The 22,615-nt window shown below is 63.8% G+C and carries 15 protein-coding genes, 1 tRNA gene and 2 pseudogenes; 9 read left to right on the top strand and 9 right to left on the bottom strand.

Features of this window, described 5'->3' with window-relative positions:
• Positions 1-139: 139 nt before the first annotated feature.
• Positions 140-1,399 carry an MFS transporter gene (locus CQ12_RS14645; protein WP_057836003.1) on the top strand — a complete coding sequence of 420 codons (1,260 nt, stop codon included), beginning with the start codon at positions 140-142 and terminating at the stop codon, positions 1,397-1,399.
• A 31-nt stretch (positions 1,400-1,430) separates the two neighbouring features.
• Entirely contained in the window at positions 1,431-3,143 is a 1,713-nt protein-coding gene (locus CQ12_RS14650; RefSeq protein ID WP_057836004.1) for a bifunctional protein-serine/threonine kinase/phosphatase, read from the top strand.
• Between the two features lie 73 nt (positions 3,144-3,216).
• Here CQ12_RS14650 and CQ12_RS14655 read toward each other — a convergent pair whose 3' ends face one another.
• A complete protein-coding gene (locus tag CQ12_RS14655) occupies positions 3,217-4,653 on the bottom strand; it encodes an NAD-dependent succinate-semialdehyde dehydrogenase (protein WP_057836005.1) in 1,437 nt (478 codons plus the stop codon).
• A gap of 647 nt (positions 4,654-5,300) precedes the next feature.
• Here CQ12_RS14655 and CQ12_RS14665 point away from each other — a divergent pair.
• Positions 5,301-7,373, top strand: a pseudogene (locus tag CQ12_RS14665) (peroxidase family protein).
• Here CQ12_RS14665 and CQ12_RS14670 read toward each other — a convergent pair.
• Complete coding sequence (locus CQ12_RS14670; protein WP_057836008.1) at positions 7,319-7,711, bottom strand: VOC family protein; 393 nt, start codon at positions 7,709-7,711, stop codon at positions 7,319-7,321. The pseudogene CQ12_RS14665 and the gene CQ12_RS14670 sit on opposite strands and share 55 nt — an antisense overlap.
• Positions 7,712-7,875: 164 nt before the next feature.
• Between CQ12_RS14670 and CQ12_RS14675 the strand changes: the two genes are divergently transcribed.
• Positions 7,876-8,124 (top strand): FCD domain-containing protein, encoded by a 249-nt coding sequence (locus CQ12_RS14675; protein ID WP_057836009.1) that lies wholly within the window; start codon positions 7,876-7,878, stop codon positions 8,122-8,124.
• 65 nt (positions 8,125-8,189) lie between these two features.
• Here the strand turns inward: CQ12_RS14675 and CQ12_RS14680 are convergent, their stop codons facing one another.
• Positions 8,190-9,050, bottom strand: a complete 861-nt coding sequence (locus CQ12_RS14680; RefSeq protein ID WP_057836010.1) for a LysR substrate-binding domain-containing protein — start codon at positions 9,048-9,050, stop codon at positions 8,190-8,192.
• A gap of 107 nt (positions 9,051-9,157) precedes the next feature.
• On the opposite strand from CQ12_RS14680, the gene mdcA reads away from it, so the two are divergent.
• From mdcA to CQ12_RS14695, 3 genes are read left to right on the top strand one after another with little or no spacing between them, the layout of a single operon-like run.
• Complete coding sequence (mdcA, locus tag CQ12_RS14685) at positions 9,158-10,804, top strand: malonate decarboxylase subunit alpha (RefSeq protein WP_057836011.1); 1,647 nt, start codon at positions 9,158-9,160, stop codon at positions 10,802-10,804.
• A 13-nt stretch (positions 10,805-10,817) separates the two neighbouring features.
• On the top strand, positions 10,818-12,161 hold the full coding sequence (locus tag CQ12_RS14690; RefSeq protein WP_198164148.1) for a malonyl-CoA decarboxylase: 1,344 nt from the start codon (positions 10,818-10,820) through the stop codon (positions 12,159-12,161).
• Positions 12,162-12,182: 21 nt separating this feature from the next.
• On the top strand, positions 12,183-12,962 hold the full coding sequence (locus CQ12_RS14695) for an alpha/beta fold hydrolase (protein ID WP_057836012.1): 780 nt from the start codon (positions 12,183-12,185) through the stop codon (positions 12,960-12,962).
• A gap of 91 nt (positions 12,963-13,053) precedes the next feature.
• On the opposite strand, the gene CQ12_RS14700 is transcribed toward CQ12_RS14695, so the two are convergent.
• Both CQ12_RS14700 and CQ12_RS14705 read right to left on the bottom strand, forming a co-directional pair.
• On the bottom strand, positions 13,054-16,251 hold the full coding sequence (locus tag CQ12_RS14700; RefSeq protein ID WP_057836013.1) for a CHAT domain-containing protein: 3,198 nt from the start codon (positions 16,249-16,251) through the stop codon (positions 13,054-13,056).
• A gap of 232 nt (positions 16,252-16,483) precedes the next feature.
• A complete protein-coding gene (locus CQ12_RS14705) occupies positions 16,484-17,497 on the bottom strand; it encodes a LacI family DNA-binding transcriptional regulator (protein WP_198164149.1) in 1,014 nt (337 codons plus the stop codon).
• Between the two features lie 143 nt (positions 17,498-17,640).
• Between CQ12_RS14705 and CQ12_RS14710 the strand changes: the two genes are divergently transcribed.
• On the top strand, positions 17,641-18,726 hold the full coding sequence (locus CQ12_RS14710; protein WP_057836015.1) for a fatty acid desaturase family protein: 1,086 nt from the start codon (positions 17,641-17,643) through the stop codon (positions 18,724-18,726).
• A gap of 266 nt (positions 18,727-18,992) precedes the next feature.
• Here the strand turns inward: CQ12_RS14710 and CQ12_RS14715 are convergent.
• The 4 genes from CQ12_RS14715 to mnmA form a co-directional block, all read right to left on the bottom strand.
• Positions 18,993-19,069, bottom strand: a tRNA-Met gene (locus CQ12_RS14715).
• Between the two features lie 115 nt (positions 19,070-19,184).
• Positions 19,185-19,550, bottom strand: coding sequence for a hypothetical protein (locus CQ12_RS14720; protein WP_057836016.1), 366 nt, complete (start codon positions 19,548-19,550; stop codon positions 19,185-19,187).
• Between the two features lie 139 nt (positions 19,551-19,689).
• A complete protein-coding gene (locus tag CQ12_RS14725; RefSeq protein WP_057836017.1) occupies positions 19,690-20,328 on the bottom strand; it encodes a class I SAM-dependent methyltransferase in 639 nt (212 codons plus the stop codon).
• 21 nt (positions 20,329-20,349) lie between these two features.
• Positions 20,350-21,546, bottom strand: a complete 1,197-nt coding sequence (gene mnmA, locus CQ12_RS14730; protein WP_057836018.1) for a tRNA 2-thiouridine(34) synthase MnmA — start codon at positions 21,544-21,546, stop codon at positions 20,350-20,352.
• Positions 21,547-21,893: 347 nt separating this feature from the next.
• On the opposite strand from mnmA, the pseudogene CQ12_RS45035 reads away from it, so the two are divergent.
• Positions 21,894-22,615: pseudogene (locus CQ12_RS45035) on the top strand (hypothetical protein); the annotation flags it as partial.

A 22,615-nucleotide genomic window follows, 5' to 3' on the forward strand; every position in this document is an offset into this window, starting at 1 on the left:
TTTTCTGGCACACGAATTGCTGACGTCAGGCCGAGAGTGCGCCTCAACGACGAGACGACTCGCTTCCAAAAAATTCCGTCCCTTGTGCCGAGATCACCGCGCTTGCGCGGTGTCGCGCGCCAATGTTCGAGGCTGCTCGATGAAGTTTGCTGAATTCAAGAAGGCCGGCCATTGGCCCACGCTGCTCGCCGCCTTCCTCTATTTCGACATAAGCTTCATGGCTTGGGTCGCGCTCGGTCCATTGATCGTCTACATCGCGCATGATATGAACCTTGCCGTCGACGAGAAATTTACCCTCGTCGCCATCCCGGTGCTGGCCGGCGCGCTGCTGCGGGTTCCGATGGGTCTGCTCGCCGATCTCATCGGCGCCAAGCGAACCGGAATCATCGCGCAGATCGTCGTCATCCTTGCGACGGCCTGGGTTTGGCAATTCGGCCTCAACAGCAAGCTCGCGATCGAGATCTTCGGTCTCGCGCTCGGCATCGGCGGTGCATCCTTCGCAGTGGCGCTGCCGCAGGCAAGCCGCTGGTATCCGCCGCAATATCAGGGCGTGGTGATGGGAATCGCCGGCGCCGGCAATATGGGCGTCGTGCTCGACACGCTGTTCGCGCCGTCGATCGCCGAACATTGGGGCTGGCAGGCCGTGTTCGGCGTGCTCCTCGTCCCAATGGTGTTGATCCTCGCCTACTACGTCTTCGCCGCCAAGGATGCGCCCGGCGAGCGCAAGCCGATTTCGCTGAAGGCCTACGGCGCCTTGCTGCGCGACCCTGATAGCCGCTGGTTCATGTTCTTCTACTTCATCACCTTCGGCGGTTTCGTCGGGCTGGCCAACGCGCTGCCGCTGTACTTCACCGTGCAGTATCACGTGTCCGGTGTCGCGGCGGGCCTGCTGGTGGGCTTGATCGTCGCTTTCGGCTCAGGTTTCCGTCCCGTCGGCGGACTGATCGCCGATCGCATCGGCGGCATTCGGTCGCTGTCGATCCTGTTTGGCGTCGTCGTCGCCGCGTATCTCGTCATCGCCTTCATGCCGGAGGGACCGGCTGCACCGACGTCGACCGGCTGGGCCTTCATGCAGATGCCGCGGATTGCCTGGATCTCGGTGCTGCTGTTCTCCATCGGCGTCCTTGCGCTCGGCATGGGAAATGGCGCGGTGTTCCAGCTCATTCCGCTTCGCTTCCGTCACGAGATCGGCCTGATGACCGGCCTGGTCGGCTGCGCCGGCGGCATTGGCGGCTTCTTCCTTGCCAAGGCGCTCGGCGTCGCCAAGGGAATGACCGGCGGATTCGGTGCAGGCTTCCTGTTTTTCGGCCTGCTGGCGTTGCTCGGCTTCCTGGGACTTGCCATGGTCAAGGTCCGCTGGCGCACCACATGGGGCGCCGCATCGGGAGCGCGGGTCTGACCACGCGCTGCCAACTCGATAGGCCGCGCGGGTGACGATCGGTTCGCAACGAAATCTCGGGGTTCGCGTCGGCTTCGTCAGTGAGACCGGCAAGCGTTCCGCCAATGAGGATTACGTCGGGACCTGTCTCGGGCAATCAGGCGTAAGCAATCGCGACATCGTCGCCGCCGTTGCCGACGGCGTCGGCGGACACAAAGGCGGACGCGAAGCCGCCGAGCTCGCGATTCGTTGTTTCATCGACGCCTATTACTCCCTCCCCGAGACGCTCGGCGTGCGCCGCCGGGCGTCGCGTTCGCTGGAAGCCGCCAATAGCTGGATCTACACGCAGGGCCGCACCGATCCCCAGCTCAGCGGCATGAGTTGCGCCTTCTCGTCGATCATCCTGTCGCGACGGCTTTGCCATGTCATTCATATCGGCGACACCCGCGCCTATCGCCTGAGCGAAGGACGCCTGGAGCGGCTGACCACCGACCACATCGCCGGCCGCGGCGACCTCGCGCACCTTCTCAATCGGGCCATCGGCTTCGAGGATTTTGCTCGCTTCGACTATGCCACCGTCGGACTGCGCCAGCACGACCGGCTCTTGATTTGCAGCGACGGCGTTCATGGCGTGCTGGCCGATCACCGCCTGCAGGTGCTGTTGAGCGAGCGCACCTCGCCGGAAGAATCCGCGCGCGCCCTCGTCGACGCGGCGCTGGATGCCGGCTCTACCGACAACATGACCGCGCTGGTGCTCGACGTCGTCGACCTGCCGCCCGCCGACCGCGACGAGCTCACCCATTCGATCGCGACGCTGCCGATTCTGGATCTGCCCGAAACCGGGGACGTCGTCGACGATTTCACGCTCGGCGAAATATTGTCTGACGGACGCTACAGCCGGCTGTTCAAGGCGATCGACAAGCGGCAGGGCCGCGAACTCGTGCTGAAGTTTCCGCATCCGCGCGTCGCCAGCGAGGGCTCCTATCGCCTCGCTTTCGTCCGCGAGGCGTGGGTTGCGGCGCGCGTGCGCAGCCTGTGGATCGGCGAGATCATCGAACTGCCCGCCGAGCGGCAAACCCGCCTCTATTCGGTGATGCCGCTTTACGAAGGCGAGACGCTGGAACAGCGGCTAAACCGCTCGCCGCAGCTTTCACTGGCTGAAGGCATCGGGATAGCGACCAAATTGGCGCGCGCGGTTGCGACCCTGCACCGGGCCGGCATCATCCATCGCGATATCAAGCCCGACAATGTGATCCTGCTGAAGGCTGGCGGATTGCGGCTGGTCGACCTCGGCGTTGCACGAGTGCCGCTGCTGGAGGATTTTCCGGCCGAGGATATTCCGGGGACAGCGAGCTACATGGCACCCGAGCTGTTCGGTGGGCGGCCTGGCGACGAGTTTTCCGATCTGTATGCGCTCGGCGTCACCGTGTACCGGATGTTCACCGCCGCCTACCCGTATGGCGAGATCGAGCCGTTCTCGCGGCCCCGCTTCGGCAAGCCCGCCTACCTCTCGCGCTATCGCCCGGACCTGCCGGCCTGGCTCGACGCGGTGATCGGCAAGGCGCTCAACGTCGATCCGGCGCAACGCTATGGCGACGTCATCGAATTCTCGCACGAGCTCGAAAACGGCGCGATGTGGGCGAAACCCGCCGTCACGTCGCGGCGCTCACTCTACGAGCGCGATCCGCTCGTGTTCTGGAAGGGCCTGTCCGCAGGACTGGTCGTGCTCGTCATCCTGCTTCTCGCATGGATCGTAAAAAATTAGCCCGACATTCCCTGGGGGAATGTCGGGCCATATCACGTGAGCGAAGCAAACGACGCCCGCGTCGCGCTTCGGTTCACACGCCGGTCTGGGTGATGAACTTGGTGTTGAAATAGCCTTCCATCGCCTCGGTGCCGCCTTCCGAGCCGTAGCCGGAATCCTTGACGCCGCCGAACGGCACTTCGGGCAGCGCGAGGCCAAAGCTGTTGATCGAGACCATGCCGGCTTCGATGGCAGCGCCGATCGCGGTCGCCGTCTTGGTCGAGTTGGTGAAGGCGTAGGACGCGAGACCAAACGGCAGGCGGTTGGCTTCCTCGGCCACCTCGTCGAAGGTCGAGAAGCGGGAGATCAGCGCCAACGGCCCGAACGGCTCCTCGTTCATGGCGCGCGCGTCCTTCGGCACGTCGCTGACCACCGTCGGCTCGAAGAAGTAGCCCTTGTTGCCGACGCGGTGACCGCCGGTCTCGAGCTTGGCACCCTTGCCGACGGCATCCTGCACCATGCCTTCGATGGCGGTGACGCGGCGCGGATTGGCGAGCGAGCCCATCTTCGAATCCGGATCGAGGCCATTGCCGACCTTCATCGACTTGGCGCCTTCGACGAACTTGTCGACGAATTCACGGAACACATCGTCCTGCACCAGCATGCGGGTCGGCGAGATGCAGACCTGGCCGGCGTTGCGATACTTCGCCGCCGCGAGAATCTTCGCAGCCGACGAGACGTCCGCGTCCTTGAACACGATCGCCGGCGCGTGGCCGCCGAGCTCCATGGTGGCGCGCTTCATATGCAGGCCCGCCAGTGCGGAGAGCTGCTTGCCCACGACCGTCGATCCGGTGAAGGAGATCTTGCGGATCACCGGATGCGGAATCAGATATTCTGAAATCTCCGACGGCACGCCATAGACCAGATTGATGACGCCATCGGGCACGCCCGCGTCGGCGAACGCCTTGATCAGCTGCGCCGGAGCCGCCGGCGTTTCCTCGGGCGCCTTCACGATGATCGAGCAGCCGGCAGCGAGGCCTGCGGAGAGCTTGCGAACGACCTGGTTGATCGGGAAATTCCAGGGTGTAAAGGCCGCGACCGGACCGACCGGCTCCTTGACCGCGATCTGGTAGACGCCCGGGCCGCGGGCCGGGATCACTCTTCCATAGGCACGCTTGGCTTCCTCGGCGAACCACTCGATGATGTCGGCCGACAGCATCGCTTCGATCTTCGCTTCCGCCAGCGTCTTGCCCTGCTCCATCGTCAACAGCGGCGCGATTTCCTCGTTGCGCTCGCGCATGATCGCGGCCGCCTTGCGCATGATCCGGCAACGGTCGAACGGCGCCACCGCCCGCCAGGCCTTGAAACCCTTGGCGGCCGCTTCCAGCGCCTCGTCGAGATCGGCCCGGTCGGCATGGGCCACGGTGCCGATTTGCTCTTCTGTTGCTGGGTTGAGCACGGCGATGGTCTTGCCCGACTGGCCCGGACGCCACTTGCCGTTGATGAAGAGCTGGGTATTCGAATATGCCACGAGACTTTCTCCCTGTCTTATTGCGGGCCGCCGAACGCGAGCGACCCGGCAAATTTCAGGCGCCTTTATTATGTAAGCTCAGCCGGATTGCAAAGCGGATTCAGTTACGTACGACCCGCATGACCAGCGCAAGGCACTGCTGCGATCCACATCATTCCCTGCCTCACCGATCAGCTCCGATCTCACCACACCGCCCGTGAATTTCAGCGAGAGAAGCGTTCGCAGGTCTGCTGCGCGACGATGAGGGACAGTGCTGGACGGCATGAACGCAGGCGACAATTTGCAGGGATTGTTGGGAGCGAAAACACCAACCCCTGGTCCCGGAGGCCGCCTTCCGATCCCAGGAATATGAATCCCGTGCTCGCCATTCAGCATGGCGCCGCATCACCGGACAATCGCTGGCTCCTTCAGTATCCCCCGGCGCTCCTTTGGATTGGTCTTATTGCAATTAGTTCGCATTTGCATTAATGATGCAAATAATTCGCATTTGCAAAAAATGGGGAGGTTTTATGCACGCATTGCGGGCGGCTTGGCCGAGCAAATTTGGCTCGCAGCATGGTCATTTCGAATTTGACAACGGGTTCGACGGGCCATTCCCGTTTGGCTTCCACTGGTCTGGGAGCCACTCAGGCGGATTGCCCTGGTTGATGCACGGCCACCATCCGGTTCCGAACTGGTGCCCGCAACCACCGACGCCGGTCACGATCCAGTTCCGCAGCTTTGACGGCTCGGGAAATAATCTCTCGAGCCCCGGCCTCAATGCTGCCGGCACGGCGGTCGACCGAATTGGTCCCGCGCATTTTGCGGACGGTGTTTCCGATCCGCTCGACGGCCCCAATCCGCGCACCATCAGCAATGTCGTCGTTGGCGAGGGCGACGCGAACGTCCCGAACGAGCAAGGCGTGTCGGCATTCATGTACGCCTGGGGGCAATTCATCGATCACGATCTGACGCTGACACGCAGCGACGGCGTCAACGACATCAGCATCCTGGTGCCGGACGGCGACCCGGTGTTCGGCGACGGCGCGATCATGCCCATGACCCGCGCGATCATCGATCCGTCGAGCGGAACGGGTCCGAACAATCCGGCCATTCCCCTCAATTTCAGCAGCGGCTGGCTCGACGCCTCCATGGTCTAGGGCTCGAATGCGGCGACGGCCGCGAGCCTGCGCCTGCCCGACGGGCACATGAAGACCTCGGAGGGCGGCAATCTGCCGATCGTCAACGGCACGTTCGCCGCCGGCGATCCGCGCGCCGCGGAGAACTTTGCGCTGACCTCGCTGCACGCGCTGTTCGTGCGCGAGCACAACTATCAGGTCGACAAGCTGCACAAGGCGCATCCGAACTGGAGCGGCGACCAGCTCTATAACTACGCGCGCGCCATCGTCACGGCGGAGATCGCCAACATCACCTACAAGGAATTTCTGCCGAACCTGATCGGCGACGACGCGATCGGGGCCTACCACGGCTACAATTCCAGCGTCGACCCGCGCCTCTCGTTCGAGTTCAACATCGCCTTCCGCTTCGGGCATTCGATCGTTTCAGCGGAAACAGAGAGTCTGACGGAGAGCGGCGAGGTCGTCGCAGGATCGGAGCGCGAACTCAGGGACATCTTCTTCGCACCGCCGTCGGATTTTGTCGCATCCGGCGGCGCCGACGGACAGTTGCGCCATCTGGCGGGCGACCCGTCGCAGGCGATGGATGTTCGCATCGTCGAGGATCTGCGCAATTTCCTGTTCGATCCGCCCGTGAGCATGGATCTCGCAGCGATCAACATCCAGCGTGAACGCGATTTCGGTATCGGATCGCTCAACGACGTCCGTGAATCGCTCGGCCTCGCCCGGTATACGGATATCGACCAGATCACCAGCGATCCGGGAACGCGGGCGGCTTTGAAGATAGCGTTCTCAAACAATGTCGATCTGATCGACCTTTGGACCGGAGGCCTGGCCGAGAATCACGCCCCCGGTGCGCTCATCGGCGAGACTTTCCAGACCGTCATCGCCATGCAGTTCGAGGCCTTGCGCGATGGCGACCGGTTATGGTTCGAAAATCAGGGCTTCGACGCCAAGACATTGCAGCAGATCAAGCAGACGACGCTCGCCGACATCATTCTCCGCAACACCGATACCCAACATATTCAGGACGATGTCTTCATCTCCTACACACGGCACACCGGGCTGAAAGGCGGCGTCGAGTCGGAGGATCCCGAGGCGCGGCAGCTCGTCATCGGCTCGGACGGCAAGGACACGCTGATCGGCGGCCCGCAGGGAGATTTCCTGTTTGCCGGCACCGGAAAACAAACGCTCACGGGATTGAGCGGCGCGCCGACCATTTCGTCTTCGACAAGGGCCCGACCAAGGCTGTCATCACCGACTTCCAGCCCGGCATCGACAAGCTCGAGTTCAAGCATGCCGGAAACCTCGACTGGCATGATGTCCGCATCTCGTCCGCGCATGGCAATGCCCTCGTGTCGGTCGGCGATGACAGCATCGAACTGGTTGGCGTTCGTGCCTATGCGCTCCACAAATCTGATTTCATTTTCGATGTCTGATAGACGTGGCGGATTTCGAAACGAACCCGGCATACTCTGCGATTGCCGAGTTCGGCTGGCGCGCCGTGGTCACAGACTTCGACACGTTCGAGCCGGTTGGATAGCGGCGTCCTACGGGTTCCAGCCGCCACTGCCATACGGACGCGTGATGATTTCGAGCAGGTGACCGTTCAGGTCCTCGAAATAAAGACCGCGTCCATCATCGTGGTCGTTGACCTCCCCCGGCTTTCGCTGGCCAGGATCAGCCCAGTAAGGCAGGTTCCGCTCGCGAATGCGATTGAGTATCGCGTCGAATTCGGCGTCGCCGACCAGGAAGGCATAGTGCTGGCGAGCAATCTCGCTTTCGGTGTTCATGTAATCGAGATTGGCGTCGTTGTTGGTCGTGACCATGTAGAACGGCCCCCAGCGCCGCGGCGCCGGCAGCCCCAACATCTCCGCGAGGAACCCAGCCGAGGCCTTGCTGTCACGGGCCGAAAGAATGGTGTGGTTGAAGTCGATGGCCATGTCGGACCTCCGCCGCACCAAGTCCTTCGTGAAAGGATGGTTCCCAGTCGTTCTACATATTGGTGCGCCACCACCGGGTGGAAATTGGAAGTTGCAGCCGCCCCTCGCCTTTAATCGCGCCGCTCACGCCGGCTCGAAGAATCCGGGATTGGTCGCGAGGTAGCTTGCCAGACGGGCTGATCGAAACGCTCGGCAACAAGCCGCTCACCGAACTGGTGGAGACGCTGCGCGATCGCGTCCGGCTTCGCGGTTTCAAGAACGCCTCGGGCCGCGACTACATCGCGCAGTCGGCAGCAGAGCATTTTGAGTTGCTCGATTTCCTGTCGCAGCAGGACGAGGCCGGAGCCGTCGCGGTGATGCGGCGCCATCTGGAAAGGTCACGACAGGTCTGGGATGACGGGCACGGCGCATAGCGGGCGCGACGGGGCGTAACGATCGTTGGTGTCACGCGATCGGGCCGAGCGGCGAATGCCTCATCTCAAATCGTCGGACGCGATGACCCATGTGCGAGCGTCAGCAGCGCCGCAGCCAGTGCCGCGGCGGCCTTGTCGGGCCGTGTCTTTTCGTAGAGCGCGAACTCGAGGTCCGGAAGCCGCGGCAGGCCCTCCGCAGTCCCGAGAATACGCAGGCCCGCGATGACGGCGCTTGCGGGAAGCGGCGTAATCGCGAGGCCCGCAAGCGCCGCCGCGCGCAGCCCGGTCAGGCTCGGGCTGGTGTACATGATCTCCCAGGTGAGGTCGCTGTCCTGAAGCGCACTGAGCGCCGCCTCACGCGACACGGACCGCTCGCGATAGAGCGCCAGCGGCAGCGGCCCGCCGGGAACGAGATCGAATGTTTCGGCTGCGGCCCACACCAGGGCTTCGCGCCAAACCAGGCGACCTTTCGACGTGCCGAGCGGACGCTTGGCAAACACAACGTCGAGCCGTCCCGCATTGAGCTGTTCGATCAAGGGCGCGCTGACGCCGATCTGCACCTCGAGCTTCACGCCCGGATGCGCCGCCGCAAAGCGGCCGAGTGCCGAAGGCAGCGAGCCGCCGGCGACCTCCTCGACCACACCGAGGCGCACCGAGCCGGACAGGCGCGGCGCCGCGAGGCGATGACGCGCCGCTTCCTCGAGCTGCAGCAGGCGGCGGGCATCGCCCAGCAGCATCTCGCCATCGTCGGTCAGCGCCACGCTGCGGGTGGTGCGGCGAAACAACGGACGTTTGGTCTCGGACTCCAGGCGCTTGATCTGCTGGCTCACCGTCGATTGCGTCAGGTTGAGCTGTTCAGCTGCACGATGGAAGCCGCCACAATCAGCCACGGCAACGAAGGCGCGAAGCAGCTCGAAATCCAGCATGACATTGATCCATTTTATCGATCAATCATATTATAAAATATCGCTTTTGTAATTAATGGCGGCTCCCTACTTTTGGTTGCAACGGGCAGCAGCCAAGGAGCCTCATCATGACGGACCGGTCCCCGAACAATCGCATCGCGCGCCTGGCGCGAGCCGCCGCGGTCTGCGGCGCAAGCACAAAACTCTGCCCGGCAGACCGCACGACGCAATTGCTGGAAGCCATCATCGAGCCCGGCGACCGCATAGCGATCGAAGGCGATAACCAGAAGCAGGCGGACTTTCTCGCAGCCGCGCTGGCGAAGCTCGATCCCGCGCGAGTCCATGATCTGCACATGGTGCAATCGGTCATCGCGCTGCCGGAACATCTGGCCGTGTTCGAGCGCGGCGTTGCAAACCGCCTGGACTTCGCCTTTGCCGGACCACAAAGCCGCAAGCTCGCCGAACTCGTCGCAGCGAAAGCGGTCAGGATTGGCGCGATCCACACCTATCTCGAACTCTACGCCCGCATGCTGGTGGACCTGACACCGCGCGTTGCACTCGTCGTTGCCGACAAGGCCGATCACAATGGCAACCTTTATACCGGTCCGAACACCGAGGACACGCCCACCATCGCCGAAGCCGCGGCATTCCGCGGCGGCATTGTGGTGGCGCAGGTCAACGAGATCGTCGATCGCCTGCCCCGCGTCGACATTCCCTCCGACTGGGTCGATTTCGTGGTGCCGAGCCCAAAGCCTTATCTGATCGATCCGCTGTTCACGCGCGATCCCGCCAAGATCAGAAACGAGAACGTGCTGATGGCGATGATGGCGATATCAGCGGTATACGAGCCTTACCAGGTGCAGCGTCTCAATCACGGCATCGGCTACGCCACCGCCGCGATCGAACTGATCCTGCCGACCTTCGCCGCGCAGCGCGGACTGAAGGGCAAGGTCGCCCGGCATTTCGTGCTCAACCCGCATCCGACCCTGATCCCCGCGATCGAGGCCGGCTTCGTCGACAACGTCTATTGCTTCGGCTCCGAGCTCGGCATGGAGCGTTACGTCTCAAGTCGCGCAGACGTGTTTCCGGTCGGCGCCGACGGCAATCTTCGCTCGAACCGGGCGCTGGCCCAGGTCGCCGGCCAATATGCCTGTGACCTCTTCATTGGCGGCACGCTGCAGATCGATGCAGCGGGCAACAGCTCGACAGCCACCAAGGACCGGATCACGGGTTTTGGCGGCGCGCCGAACATGGGCGCGGACGCCCGCGGCCGTCGCCATGACACGCCCGCCTGGCTGCGCGCCGGCCAGGAAGCGGGAGAAGCCCTACGCGGCCGCAAGCTCGTGGTGCAGATGGTGCAGACGCGTCAGCCGAACGGCGCACCGAGCTTTGTCGAGCGGCTGGACGCGTTCGACCTCGCAGCTTCCGCGGGCTTCGCGCTGCCGCCGGTGATGATCCGTGGCGACGACGTCAGCCATGTCATCACCGAACGGGGCGTGGCCAACCTGCTGCGTTGCCGGTCACCTGGGGAACGCGAAGCCGCCTTGCGCGCCGTCGCAGGCGACACCGATTTCGGCAGGCGGCAGTCGCCTGAAGCAACCGACGATCTGCGCCGCCGCGGCATCGTGATGTTCCCCTCCGATCTCGGCATCGACGAGAAGACGGCGACGCGTGACTGGCTCGCAGCCAAATCAATCGACGAGCTCGTGACGGCCTCCGGCGAACTCTACGCGCCGCCGGCCAAATTCCGCCGAACCACCGTTGCTGCGGCTTGAGAGGGAGGCAATGATGAGACCAGCCAGTCGAACTTTAGCCGACGCCTCCACCGCCGAGCCGGCGCCGCTTGACCGTGCCAAGCAACTTGCAGCGGCGCTGCTCTCCGAGCGCGGCGAAGCATCCGGCGCGCTGATCGCACGCCAGTTGCACGACGTGCTGCACGCGCTCGACGCAGGCGATCGGCACGGCTTTCAGCGCTACCTCGCGACGGAGTTTCGACCCGACAAGGCTGCGCTGCGCGCGGCCGCGGAGCGCTATCTCGCCGACAGCACGGCGGAAGCCGCCGCTGCTCTCGCACAGGCCGCCGATCCGCCGCGGCAGGAATTGCTGCGGCGAATGAACATGGCGCCCGGTGGCACCGGCGCTCTGATCGAGATGCGCAGCGAAATCGGATCACGGCTGCGCGGCGAACCCGAACTGAAGCTGCTCGACGCCGACCTCAAACATCTGTTGGCTTCCTGGTTCAATCGCGGCTTTCTCGAATTGCGGCGTATCGACTGGCAGTCGCCGGCCGCGGTGCTGGAGAAGCTGATAGCCTACGAGGCGGTGCACGAGATCAAGGGCTGGGACGATCTGCGGCGCCGGCTTGCCCCCGACCGCCGCTGCTTCGCCTTCTTTCATCCCGCGCTCCCCGATGAGCCGTTGATCTTCGTCGAGGTCGCGCTGGTCGAGGGGCTGGCCACGGCGGTGCAGCCGCTGTTGTCACGCGACACCGACGAGCACGCCAGGCGGGCGCAGGCCGAGCGCGCCGACACCGCGATCTTCTATTCGATCTCCAACTGCCAGGACGGCCTGCGCGGCGTCTCATTCGGCAATTTCCTGATCAAGCAGGTGGTCGAGGAGTTACAGGCGGAGTTTCCGCAACTGAGGCGCTTCTCCACCCTGTCGCCGGTGCCGGGCTTCCGCCGCTGGCTTGGCCAGGAGCTCGCGTGCGATCGCGACACAAACCTGTTGCGAGACGTCGCGGCCGACGGCTGGTGGCAGGATCCCGCGCAGAGCGAAAAGCTGCGGCCCGGCCTGATGCGGCTTTGCGCCCGCTATCTGACGCGGCCGTTCCTGCCCGGAAGCCGCATCGATCCCGTGGCGCGTTTTCATCTCGGCAACGGCGCGCTGCTCGAGCGGATCAACTGGCTCGGCGACACCGCGCCGCGCGCGATGACGGAATCCTGCGGCATCATGGTCAATTATCTCTACGACCATGACAGCATCGCGGAGAACCACGAGCACTTCGTCCGTGGTGAGCCAATCGTGCGCTCGCCTGATGTTGATACGCTGCTTGCAATACGGCAGCCGCGCGAGGCTGCTCCGCCTGAGACAGGCGTAACGATGAGCTCGACCAGATCGTACTTCGACTGACACCGCAAACGAGGAGAAGACATCATGATGAATCGACGCGCATTCTCGACCGCCCTGCTTGCCGGCGCGGCAGCCTCGCTGCTTTCCACGCGCGACACGGCCGCAACCACAACGCCGATAAAGGCACGCAATGTCGTGCTCGTGCACGGCTTGTTCGCCGATGGCTCGTGCTGGTCCGAAGTGATTGCGCGATTGCAGGCGGCGGGCCTCAACGCCACTTCCGTTCAAAATCCCTTGAGCACGTTGCCCGATGCGGTCGCCTCCGCGGAGCGCGTGCTGGCGCGGCAGGATGGTCCGACGGTTCTGGTCGGTCACTCCTTCTCCGGCATGATCGTCACGGAGGCCGGCGTGCATCCAAACGTATCCGCGCTGGTCTATGTGGCGGCGCGCGCGCCTGATGCGGGCGAGGACTACACCGCTTTGGCCAAGACATTCCCGACACCGCCGGCGAGCGCTGGAATCGTGTTCGACGGCGATGAAGGCCGCCTTTCCGAAGAGGCTTTTCTGCGCGATTTCGCCGGCGACCTGCCGAAGGAGAAGGCAAAGGTGCTCTATGCCGTGCAGCAGCCGTTCCACAAGGCTCTGCTATCAGGAAAGACCACGCATGCGGCTTGGCGAACCAAGCCCAGCTACTACGCCGTCTCGACGGAAGATCGTACCATCAACCCCGACCTCGAGCGCTTCATGGCCAAGCGGATGGGCGCCAAGACCATCGAGGTGAAGGCCAGTCACGTCTCCCTGATCTCACGTCCCGAGGAGATCACCCGGCTCATCCTGGAAGCTGCGGGGCACCAAGGCTGACGCAGAAAATCACGGAACGATCCTGATCCGCGACTGGAGCCATCGAGCTTTCAATGGGCGCGAAAGCGGAAAGTCGCGGATCGAGGGACCGTCAGAGGCTGCCGGTCCCCACGAGCACAAAGGGCGCCCATATCGCGGGTTGCGCGTTCTCGCTGCCCTTTGCAATCAAGGCCACGAGAGAGCGGCGAAGTGCCTCGGCGCGGCCGACATCGGGGCCCGCCTTCATGGCATCGATGGTGCCGGTGGTGATGGCGACTGCTGCGTCGGAGCTGACCGCCCAGTGCGAGACCAGCAAGGCGCGCGAGCCCGCATAGAAAAATGCTCGCGCAAGACCGGAGAAGGCCTCCGAATTGGAAGCCTGGCCGCCAGCCGTATTGCAGGCCGACAGAACCACCCAATCGGCATCCAGCTTGAGGCCCGAAATCTCCGACGACGAGAGATAGCCGTCATCGGCCGGCGTAGCGGCCGGCGGCGGGCTCAGGATCAGTCCCGGCTCGATGGAGCCATTCACCTGCCCGGCAAGCGCGCCATGGGTCGCAAAATGCAGCATACGATATTTTGCGAGGTCGCCGCTTTCGCTGAGCGCCCTTATCTTCGTCTCGGTAGCGCTGTTGCCGAGATAGACGTCGCCTTTCACGGGCGCGAAACTGTTTGCCACCGAGCACAATTCAAGCGCGGTTTCCGGCAGCGGCATCTGGCGCCTGAGTTGCTCGACGTCGGCGGTGCCGCCGGACAGCGCGGTGACCGTGCGCAAGCCTCTTTGCGCGACCTGCTTTGCCTGCGCCGGAATGGCTGCACAATTCTGGATCTGGCGCGTCAGCCTGGCGCGCGCGGCCGCAAGATCGCGACCGTCACCGTCGAGCAAGGGATTGCCGACGCCGAGGAACGGCTTTGATGCGCTGCTCTTCTGCGCGACCTGGCGCAGCGCCTTGAGGCTGGAGACCGAGGGCAGGACGGTCGTCGCAAATCGCTTGACCAGCCAGGGCGCTTTCGAAAGGTCCGCGTTCGTGCGGTCGGTGCCGGCGTCCGGCTCAGGCTTGTCGGTCAGCAGCACCCCGAAAGGCAGCATGGCCAGCGGACCTGATGGCACCAGGATCAGTTCCTTGCCGTCGATGTCGCGGGCGACCGGGCCGAGCAGCGCCTGATAGAGCGCAAAGGACCGCTCCTGGTCGAACGGCAATGGCTCGCGCGCCGCCAGTGGGCGTTTCAGGCCGAGCTTTTCCGCGCATGTGGACGTCTTGTCCAGCCACGCCTCCGCATCGAGGCCACAGCGCAAGATGCCGACCGTATCGGCGAGCTGCTTCTCGCCGATATCGGCAGCGTGCCACCGCACATCCGAACGCGTCACCGTCCAGACGAAGGTGAAGCGCAAGGTCGTCGTGAACAGCAGCACGGCCTCGTTTGGACGAAGCTGCTTCTGAACGTCCTCGATCGAAACGGGAGCCTTGGTGGCCAGTGCCGAATAGTCCGGAAACTGCGTGCGGATCGCGTCGTCCAATTGCCGAATCTGGCCGGCGATGCTTGATGCCCGGGCGCGAAGCGCCTGCTCCGCCGTTTTGTTGCGCGCGGCGTCAGACTGCGAGAGCGCCGCGACCAGCATCCTGTCGGTGGCGATTGCCTGCGCGTCGAGGTCCTGCCTCTCGCGAACACGTGCCGCCAGGTCCCCGCCGCCTGTTGCGATGCGGGCCGACATTCCGGCAATCGCGCGCGCCGCCTTTTCGTCGCCGATCCATTGCGCCGCCTCGAACGCCTGCGATCGCAGCACGCCGGCCTGCCCACCACCGGAGGCGCTCGCGAGATTGTAGGCGGCGACGATCAATCCCGGGAACGGATTGGCGTCGTCATGGGCCTTCAGATCGCCCCAGCCCTTTTCCTCGCTAAATTCCGTGGCGCGGCGGCTGTTCTGGATGGCCGCCGCCCGGGCATACGCATGGTGGGCTTGCCGCCAATCCTTCACATCGAGATAGTGTGCGCCGAGATTGACGAAGCTGTTGGCGACATCAGGATGCGCGTCGCCGAGCGCCTGCAGGCGCATGTTCAGCGCCCGCTTCAACAGCGGCTCAGCCTCCTGCGGCCGTCCGGTACTGTCGAGGACCACGGCCAGATTGTTGAGGCCGCTTGCGACCAGCGGGTGCGAACCGCCGAGCGCGGCTTCGCGGATCGCAAGCGAGCGGCGCGCGAGCGGGTCCGCCTCCGCGTAACGATCGCCGCTGCCAAGCAGCGCCACGAGATTGTCCAGAGAAACCGCAACATCCAGATGGGTCGGACCGAGGCTCTTTTCGCGAATGGTCAGCGATTTTCGGAACAGCTGCTCGGCTTCCTGCGTGCGGCCGAGACGCATCCACGCTTCGGCAAGATTGTTCAGGGCCGTCGCCACGGTCGGATGCGCCGCTCCAAACGCCTTTTCCTGAATCGCGAGCGCGCGGGCAAGCAGGCCCTCGGCTTCGGCTTCCCTGCCCTCGCGCGAAAACACCAGCGCCAGATTGTTGAGGCTCGCGGCGACGTCGGAATGGTCCGGGCCCAGCGCTTTTTCCCGGATGGCCAGGGTCTTCCGGGCCAATTGCTCGGCCTCCTGAAGCCGTCCCTGGGCGCGACGGAGCTCGCCGAGATTGTTGAGCGTGGCCGCCAGATAGATGCTGTCGACGCCGTGCTGTTTTTCCTGGAGATCGAGCGCTTCGGCAAAGCGCGCCTCCGCCAATTGCAGCCGGCCCTGGGCCCGATAGACCTCGGCGATATTGCTCAGGGCAACCGGGATCATGATGTCCGCCTGCCCCGGAGATTTCCTGAAGACTTCCAGCGCGCGGTAGAAAATATCGAGCGCCTCCGTCACCTTCATTTGACGGTGACGGAGATTGCCAAGCTGCATGCGCGTCAGCGCCGTCGTGACATGGTCGGGGCCCAGCACGCGCTCATTGATGCTGACCGCGCGCAAGACATCCCGCTCGGCGTCGTTCAGCCGGTTCTGGCCCAGCTCGATCTGGCCCAGCGTGAGGAGCACGGCCGCAACATCGGGATGATTTGGACCAAGGCTTTTCTCGCGGATGGCAAGCGCTCTTTTCAGGACGCTTTCGGCTTCGCCGGTTTCGCCCTGCGTCTGCAGCACCTGCCCCAGCACGACCAGCGTCGTTGCCGTCAAAGGCGACTGGCGGCCGGAAGTTCTTTCAGCCTCGCTCTGGAGCTTCCTCGCAAGACTAACCGCTTCGCCGTAGCGGCCTTCCTTTGCAAGCGCCGTGATCCGCTGCATCAGCGTCAGCATTTCCTGCGGACCCGCGCAGCAGGGCGACGCCATGACGTTCACAAGAAATAGGACACCGAAAAACCGCCCGGCAAACCCCAGCCACCCCGGCCGCATGCTGCGATTGCTCCCAATTCCCCGAACCTGCCATTTGGTAGGGCACAGCAAGATGGAGGCCGTGTGACCGCGCTATGCCTTTTCCGGGGGCGGCAATGCGAGCCACGGGCCGGCGACGCCATTACCCGTACATGGTCTGGCTCAGGAAAAGGCTCCAGCCGTGGGGCGCCTAGATATTCTCCGACACATACAGTTCAAACGGAATTGGGCCAGGTTTGGACAATTCTTCTCCCCTGCCGTTGACGGTGTGAACGGCTTCAGTGACGAGTTGCTGCGTCAATTGCTCCACCGGGGTTGCAATGATCATCGTGGCGGCGCGCTCCGCCACGGCTTCCCGGGATAGCGGCGTCAACTCGTTGCAAATCAGCGCAACTTTGCCGGTCCTGGCCTTTCGGCGGAGCGCCTCAAGAGCGCCCTCCACGCCTCCCGAGGCCACATAAATTCCGACAATATCCTCGCGCTTGCCGAGGAGGCGCTCAACGCCATGACGGACGTCATCCTCCGACTCTGCAGAAACCAGCGTGTCCACAACGGTGAACTCAGGCTGGCGCTCGCGTATGTAACTCCTGAAGCCTGCCTCGCGCATCTCCTGCGCGAGGTAGCCATGGCTCCCCACGACGATAGCGAGCGCTCCCGGTCTTTGCGCGGTGTGCGATGCGCCCCACGCGGCGGTGCGGCCCGCCTTTCTGTTGTCGACCCCCAAATAGGCCTGGCGCGCGTCGATCGCGAAATCGGACAGGAGCGAGAACGTAAAGACGTTCTTTTCGCGCGCAACCTTTACAGCATCGGAAACAGCGCTGTGATCGGGAGCCATGAGCGCAATCACATGGCAGCTTTCGGCAAGCTTCTGGATCAGCGACGCCGCTTCCTGCGCGGTGTTATTGGACTGGCAGACAATCTTGAGATCAACCTCGGCATCGGAGCACCTTGTAGCCGCCGAGCGCAACGCGGACTCGATCGCCATATAGAAGGCATGGTGCCTTCGTCGCAAAGCAACTCCAATTCTTACGATCGGCTGTTTGACCGGAAGCCGGGAACGCAGCGTAGGCAGCCCGTGATAGTTCAACGCCCGCGCTGCGCCGTATACGAGCTCCATACGCTTGCTGCTGACGGACGCCCGCCCGTTCAACACCCGATCAACCGTGGCGACGCTCACGCCAGCCGCCTTCGCAATCTCGGCCAAGGTGACTCGTTCCACCGCCCTCTTCATTTGCTTTGATATCCTTCTCTCAAAATTTGAGAGGATTGATAGAAACTATCAACTCGCCTTGCCCGGCGCAAGGCGCGCTCTATCCTTGTTGGAGAAGTAGATGAGGAGGCAAAGCCATGCCGGCACTACAGGGCCGCGACTACAGCCTTGTCGGCCCCGACTCCAAGGCTGCGGAGGCGGCCGGCCTCGCCGCAGCGGAGTGGTATCACACCTCGCTGGATCGCATGGAAATGAAGGCCGTCATGAAGCGGCATGATGGGCCCGCATTGCGCGATACGGCGATTTGGTGGGGCCTTATGCTGGCTTGTGCCGCAGGTGGCATCGCCTTCCGGGGCGGGATGATGGCGGCGCCATTCCTTGCCATCTACGGCGTGCTTTATGGGTCTGCCTCGGACTCACGCTGGCACGAGTGCGGGCATCGAACCGCCTTCAAGACCATGTGGATGAACAACGTCGTTCTCCAGGTCGCCAGCTTCATGATCATGCGCGAGCCGGAAGTCACGCGCTGGAGTCACGCGCGGCATCACACGGACACCCTGATCGTCGGGCGAGACCCGGAGATCGCGGTGAAGCGGCCCCCAAATATTCCGCTTCTGCTGCTGAGCTTCATTGCGGGGGAGCACGTGTGCAAGGCGATCGCCTCGATGTTTCGTCACTCCCTCGGCCGTCTGACGGCTGACGAGAACGAATTCGTTCCCGGCAGCGTGCGGTCGAAAGTGTTCAGCACCGCGCGCATCTGGCTCGCCATCCATTTCTCCTCCGCCGCACTGTCGTTGCTGCTGCAAAGCTGGATTCCTGTGCTTCTGATTGGCGTGCTGCCGACAATGTACGGCGCATGGCTAGCGCGTCTTTTCGATCTGACTCAACATGCAGGACTGGCGGAAGACGTGCTCGATCATCGCCTCAATTCGCGGACCGTGATGATGAATCCCGTGTTTCGCTTTGTGTACTGGAACATGAACTATCATGTGGAGCACCACATGTTTCCCATGGTGCCGTACTACGCGCTACCCAAGCTCCACGACATGATGAAACACGATACGCCGGCGCCGTATCCCAGCCTCTTTGCCGCTTATCGTGAACTCATTCCCGCCGTTCTCAGGCAGGCGAAAGATCCCTACTATCATGTGGAGCGCGTGCTTCCGCCGACCGCGAAGCCCTATCGCAGCGAACTTCACGAAGCGCCCGCTCATGCGCATTAGAGAAGCCGGCCAGCCGAGGAGCTGATCCCGTTCCACCGAATGGGGGAGGATCGGCAAATGCACCATCTCGGCGCCGCCATCACAACCTTGGCTTAAGATGCTTTTGGAGAGTTGGTCCCGCCGACAGCCGATTGAGCTCACAGAGGCAAATTAGGTCTTCGCCGCCATTTGGCACCAAACGTGGTTCGCGCCGGGAATCTCCAGCCGCCACCTTCAGGAGCCTAAAATTGCAGAAAATCGTAGCTCGGCGTGCAAAATCGGAGATTTGGTAGCGAGAGAGGGACTCGAACCCCCGACCCCAGGATTATGATTCCCGTGCTCTAACCAGCTGAGCTACCTCGCCACGGTTCACCGTCACGGCACACTATACCGCATTCGCGAACGCGCGGCATATAAGGAGTGGGTCGCGGACCTGTCAAGCAAAGCCAGCGGTCTGATCAAGCCTCTGCACAATAGCGCTATTTTGGCCGGATTGTCGGGTCGCCGCCGGGGCTGCCGGGCGGCGGAATCACCGGCGTCTTGCCCGCGTCGGGGGCCGGCGCGTGCATTTCGGGATCGACGCCGGCAGGCGGGCACAGAACGCCATCCGAACGGGCCAACTTGTCGCCGAGCGGCTCGGCCCGCTGGCCGGTGGTCGTTCCCTCCGGAACCTTCTCGCCGGAGTTCGGCAACGGCTGCATCGGCGCGCAATTGGCCGCGCGCTGCGGCGACGGGGGTGCCGTCTGGGCCGGCGGCGTGGCCGGAGACGGCGGTGCCTGCGCGGCTGCCATGCTGGCCGTCGCCGCCCATACACATGAGATCAGAAGTGCGCGTTTCATTGCCATGCAGAGAAAACGGCCGGCGGACGCGGAGGTTCCGCGGCTAGATTGTCGCGTTCTTTGCTTGACGCATTTTCCTGCCGCGAACCGGCGTCCACCCGCGGATCAGGTCCGAGGGCATGCTTCGCTCGAAAACGCTATGCGTTCACGATTTCCGATAACGGATCAGCGAAAAATGACCCATCGGCGGCATCGGCCGCCGTTCGGTCAAGGTGACGCCGCCATGCTTGGCCGCCCAGTTGGTCAGGCGTTCCCACGGAAACTCCGGCCGCCAGCCGAGCCGCCGCGCCAATGGCGCGAACGCCAGCTCGAACACGCGGCGCGGTCCGCTTTCGGCGCCGATGTGATTGACCAGGATGAGCTCCCCGCCCGGCTTCAGCACGCGGATGAAATCGTCCAGCGTACGCTCCGGATCCGGCACCGCGGTGATGACATATTGCGCCACCACCGCATCGAAAAACGAATCCGGGAACGCCAGGTTCTTGGCGTCCATCACCGCCAGCGTCTCGACATTGGTCAGGCCGAACTCGCGCACGCGCTTGAGTGCGCGCCGCAGCATCGGCTCGGAAATGTCGACGCCGCATAATTTGGTGTTGCGCGAATATTCCGACAGCGACAGCCCGGTGCCGACGCCGACATCGAGAACGCGTCCGCCGATCTTGTCGGCCTCCGCAATGGTCGACCGGCGCCCCTCGTCGAACACCTTGCCGAAAACCAGATCGTAGACCGGTGCCCAGCGCCCATAAGCCTTTTCGACCCCTTCGCGGTCGATGTCCCCAGCCATTTCCTCTGCCCCGATTTTTCTTTAAGTGCGCATCACCTCGGCGAGCGTCGCGTTTTCCTGCGCCCCTGCCCTCGCCGCCACATGGCGTGCGGTCGCGCTCTTGATGAATCCGCCGCCGAGCACGCGCGCCTGTCCCGCAGGCGCATCGTAGAAAACGCAGGCTTGGCCGGGCGAAACGCCCTCCTCGCCGGCAACGAGTTCGACCTCATAACCGCCATCGACCGCGCGCAAGCACGCCGGCTGCGGCGCGCGCGTCGATCGCACCCGCACGAACATCTCGATGCCGTCGCCGATGACGCGGTCGAGCGCGCCGTCGCCGATCCAGTTGACGTCGCGAAGGCGGATGCGATCCATCCGCAGCGCCTCGCGCGGTCCGACCACGACGCGGCGGCTGGCCGCATCGAGCTTGACGACATAGAGCGGCGCGCCGGAGGCGATCCCCAGTCCCTTGCGCTGGCCGACAGTGAAATGAACGATGCCCTGATGCTGGCCGATGACGCGGCCCTCGAGATCGACGATGTCACCCGGCTCGATCGCACCGGGCTTCAGACGCCCGATGATGTCGGTATAGCGCCCGGTCGGCACGAAGCAGATGTCCTGGCTATCCTGCTTGTCGGCAACTTCGAGGCCGAAGCGCCGCGCCAGTTCGCGCGCCTGCGGCTTCGTCATGTCACCGAGCGGAAAGCGCAAATAGTCCAGTTGCTCTTGCGTGGTCGCGAACAGGAAATAGCTCTGGTCGCGATCGGCATCCGCCGCGCACACCAGCGCGCGCGATCCGTCGCCACGGCCACGCGAGGCGACATAGTGTCCGGTCGCGAGCGCCTGCGCGCCGAGTTCGCGCGCGGTCGCCAAGAGATCGCGAAACTTGACCGAGCGGTTGCACTCGATGCAGGGCACCGGTGTTTCGCCGAGCGCGTAGCTGTCGGCAAAATTGTCGATCACGGATTCGCGGAAGCGGCTCTCATAGTCGAGCACGTAATGCGGAATGCCGATCCGCTCCGCAACGTTGCGGGCGTCGTGGATATCGCGCCCGGCACAGCACGCGCCCTTGCGATGGGTGGCCGCGCCATGGTCGTAAAGCTGCAGCGTGATCCCGACCACGTCGTAGCCCTCGGACTTAAGCAAGGCAGCCGTCACCGACGAGTCGACGCCGCCGGACATGGCGACCACGACCCGCGTGTCCTGCGGGCGGCCTTCGAGATCCAGACTGTTTCGCATACCAGGGGTCATCGACTTCAATCGCGAACGCGCCGGGCGGCTCGCGGGTCAGAGTTAGAAAGCCTTTTCGTTATAAGGCCTTAGGGCATTACTCGGCCATACCGGGCCGGATCGGGCGCCGCTCTTTAATATAGGCCGTATTCCCGCGAGGCAATCAGCCGACCGCCATTTTGGAGCGTGTCCAGGACGGCAAATCTTGCCGCCGGGCAGAAAGGGAGGTCGCCGTTCCGCGCTGGGTTCCACCCGACGCCATTGCAAACTGTTGAAACAACACGATATTTTTTTGCCGCGGCAGGTGGCCCGGTCCTTGCTGAGGAATAGCCGAGAGCTCAGCGCGAGGGTTGCCCGTGGTTAGTGTCACGTCAGAAGTATCGGCAAACGCATCTTTCCAGACCGCGGCGGCGCGGTCCGCCCGGCCGGATGCCGAGTCATCCGCCGGAAACGACAGCTTCGCGGCGCTGGTCGACAGCAATACGACCGCAAGCCGCGACGACAATCGCGCACCTGATAAGGCCCCGCGCCGCTCCGACGACACGCCAGCGGCCTCCGACAGCCGCTCGCGCGACAACGCTGCTGCTCCCGACAACGCCGCGCGCAATGATTCGAATGCTCGGGACGCGGCGCCCAAGACACAAAACGACAAGACGCGCGGCGACAAAACAAATGACGACGGCAACGTCGATACCACTGCCGAGGCCGGGACCAAGGAGGTAAAGAACGGGCGCGCCAAATCGAAGGACGCGCCGAAGTCCGACAAGGCGAAATCGGACGAGACGACGCAGGCCTCTTCCGGCGACACCACCGATCAGACCGAGACGACGCAGGATGCAACGGCCGCGGTGACAGCCGACGCGGTTGCCGTCGCCATCTCCGCTGCAGCGCCGGCGGCGGCGGCTTCCACGACACCCACGACCGACAAGGCGACCGCGCCGCTTGCGATCGCGGCGGCTGCGATCGCCGCCTCCGCTTCGCTCGCCGCCGAGACCGCGCCATCGGCCGGCACCGCTGAAGGCACCGAAGCCACCGCCACCGCAAAGACCACGCAGGCGGACGGCGCCAAGACCGGCTC

Source organism: Bradyrhizobium jicamae, from assembly GCF_001440395.1.
GTDB classification, from domain to species: domain Bacteria; phylum Pseudomonadota; class Alphaproteobacteria; order Rhizobiales; family Xanthobacteraceae; genus Bradyrhizobium; species Bradyrhizobium jicamae.

Excerpts from the sequence above, each read along its gene's own strand:
- CQ12_RS14645 (WP_057836003.1), top strand. The coding sequence starts at position 140 with ATGAAGTTTGCTGAATTCAAGAAGGCCGGCCATTGGCCCACGCTGCTC.
- CQ12_RS14670 (WP_057836008.1), bottom strand. The coding sequence starts at position 7,711 with ATGGCCATCGACTTCAACCACACCATTCTTTCGGCCCGTGACAGCAAG.
- CQ12_RS14680 (WP_057836010.1), bottom strand. The coding sequence starts at position 9,050 with ATGCTGGATTTCGAGCTGCTTCGCGCCTTCGTTGCCGTGGCTGATTGT.
- mdcA (WP_057836011.1), top strand. The coding sequence starts at position 9,158 with ATGACGGACCGGTCCCCGAACAATCGCATCGCGCGCCTGGCGCGAGCC.
- CQ12_RS14690 (WP_198164148.1), top strand. The coding sequence starts at position 10,818 with ATGAGACCAGCCAGTCGAACTTTAGCCGACGCCTCCACCGCCGAGCCG.
- CQ12_RS14700 (WP_057836013.1), bottom strand. The coding sequence starts at position 16,251 with ATGGCGTCGCCCTGCTGCGCGGGTCCGCAGGAAATGCTGACGCTGATG.
- CQ12_RS14710 (WP_057836015.1), top strand. The coding sequence starts at position 17,641 with ATGCCGGCACTACAGGGCCGCGACTACAGCCTTGTCGGCCCCGACTCC.
- CQ12_RS14720 (WP_057836016.1), bottom strand. The coding sequence starts at position 19,550 with ATGGCAATGAAACGCGCACTTCTGATCTCATGTGTATGGGCGGCGACG.
- CQ12_RS14725 (WP_057836017.1), bottom strand. The coding sequence starts at position 20,328 with ATGGCTGGGGACATCGACCGCGAAGGGGTCGAAAAGGCTTATGGGCGC.
- mnmA (WP_057836018.1), bottom strand. The coding sequence starts at position 21,546 with ATGCGAAACAGTCTGGATCTCGAAGGCCGCCCGCAGGACACGCGGGTC.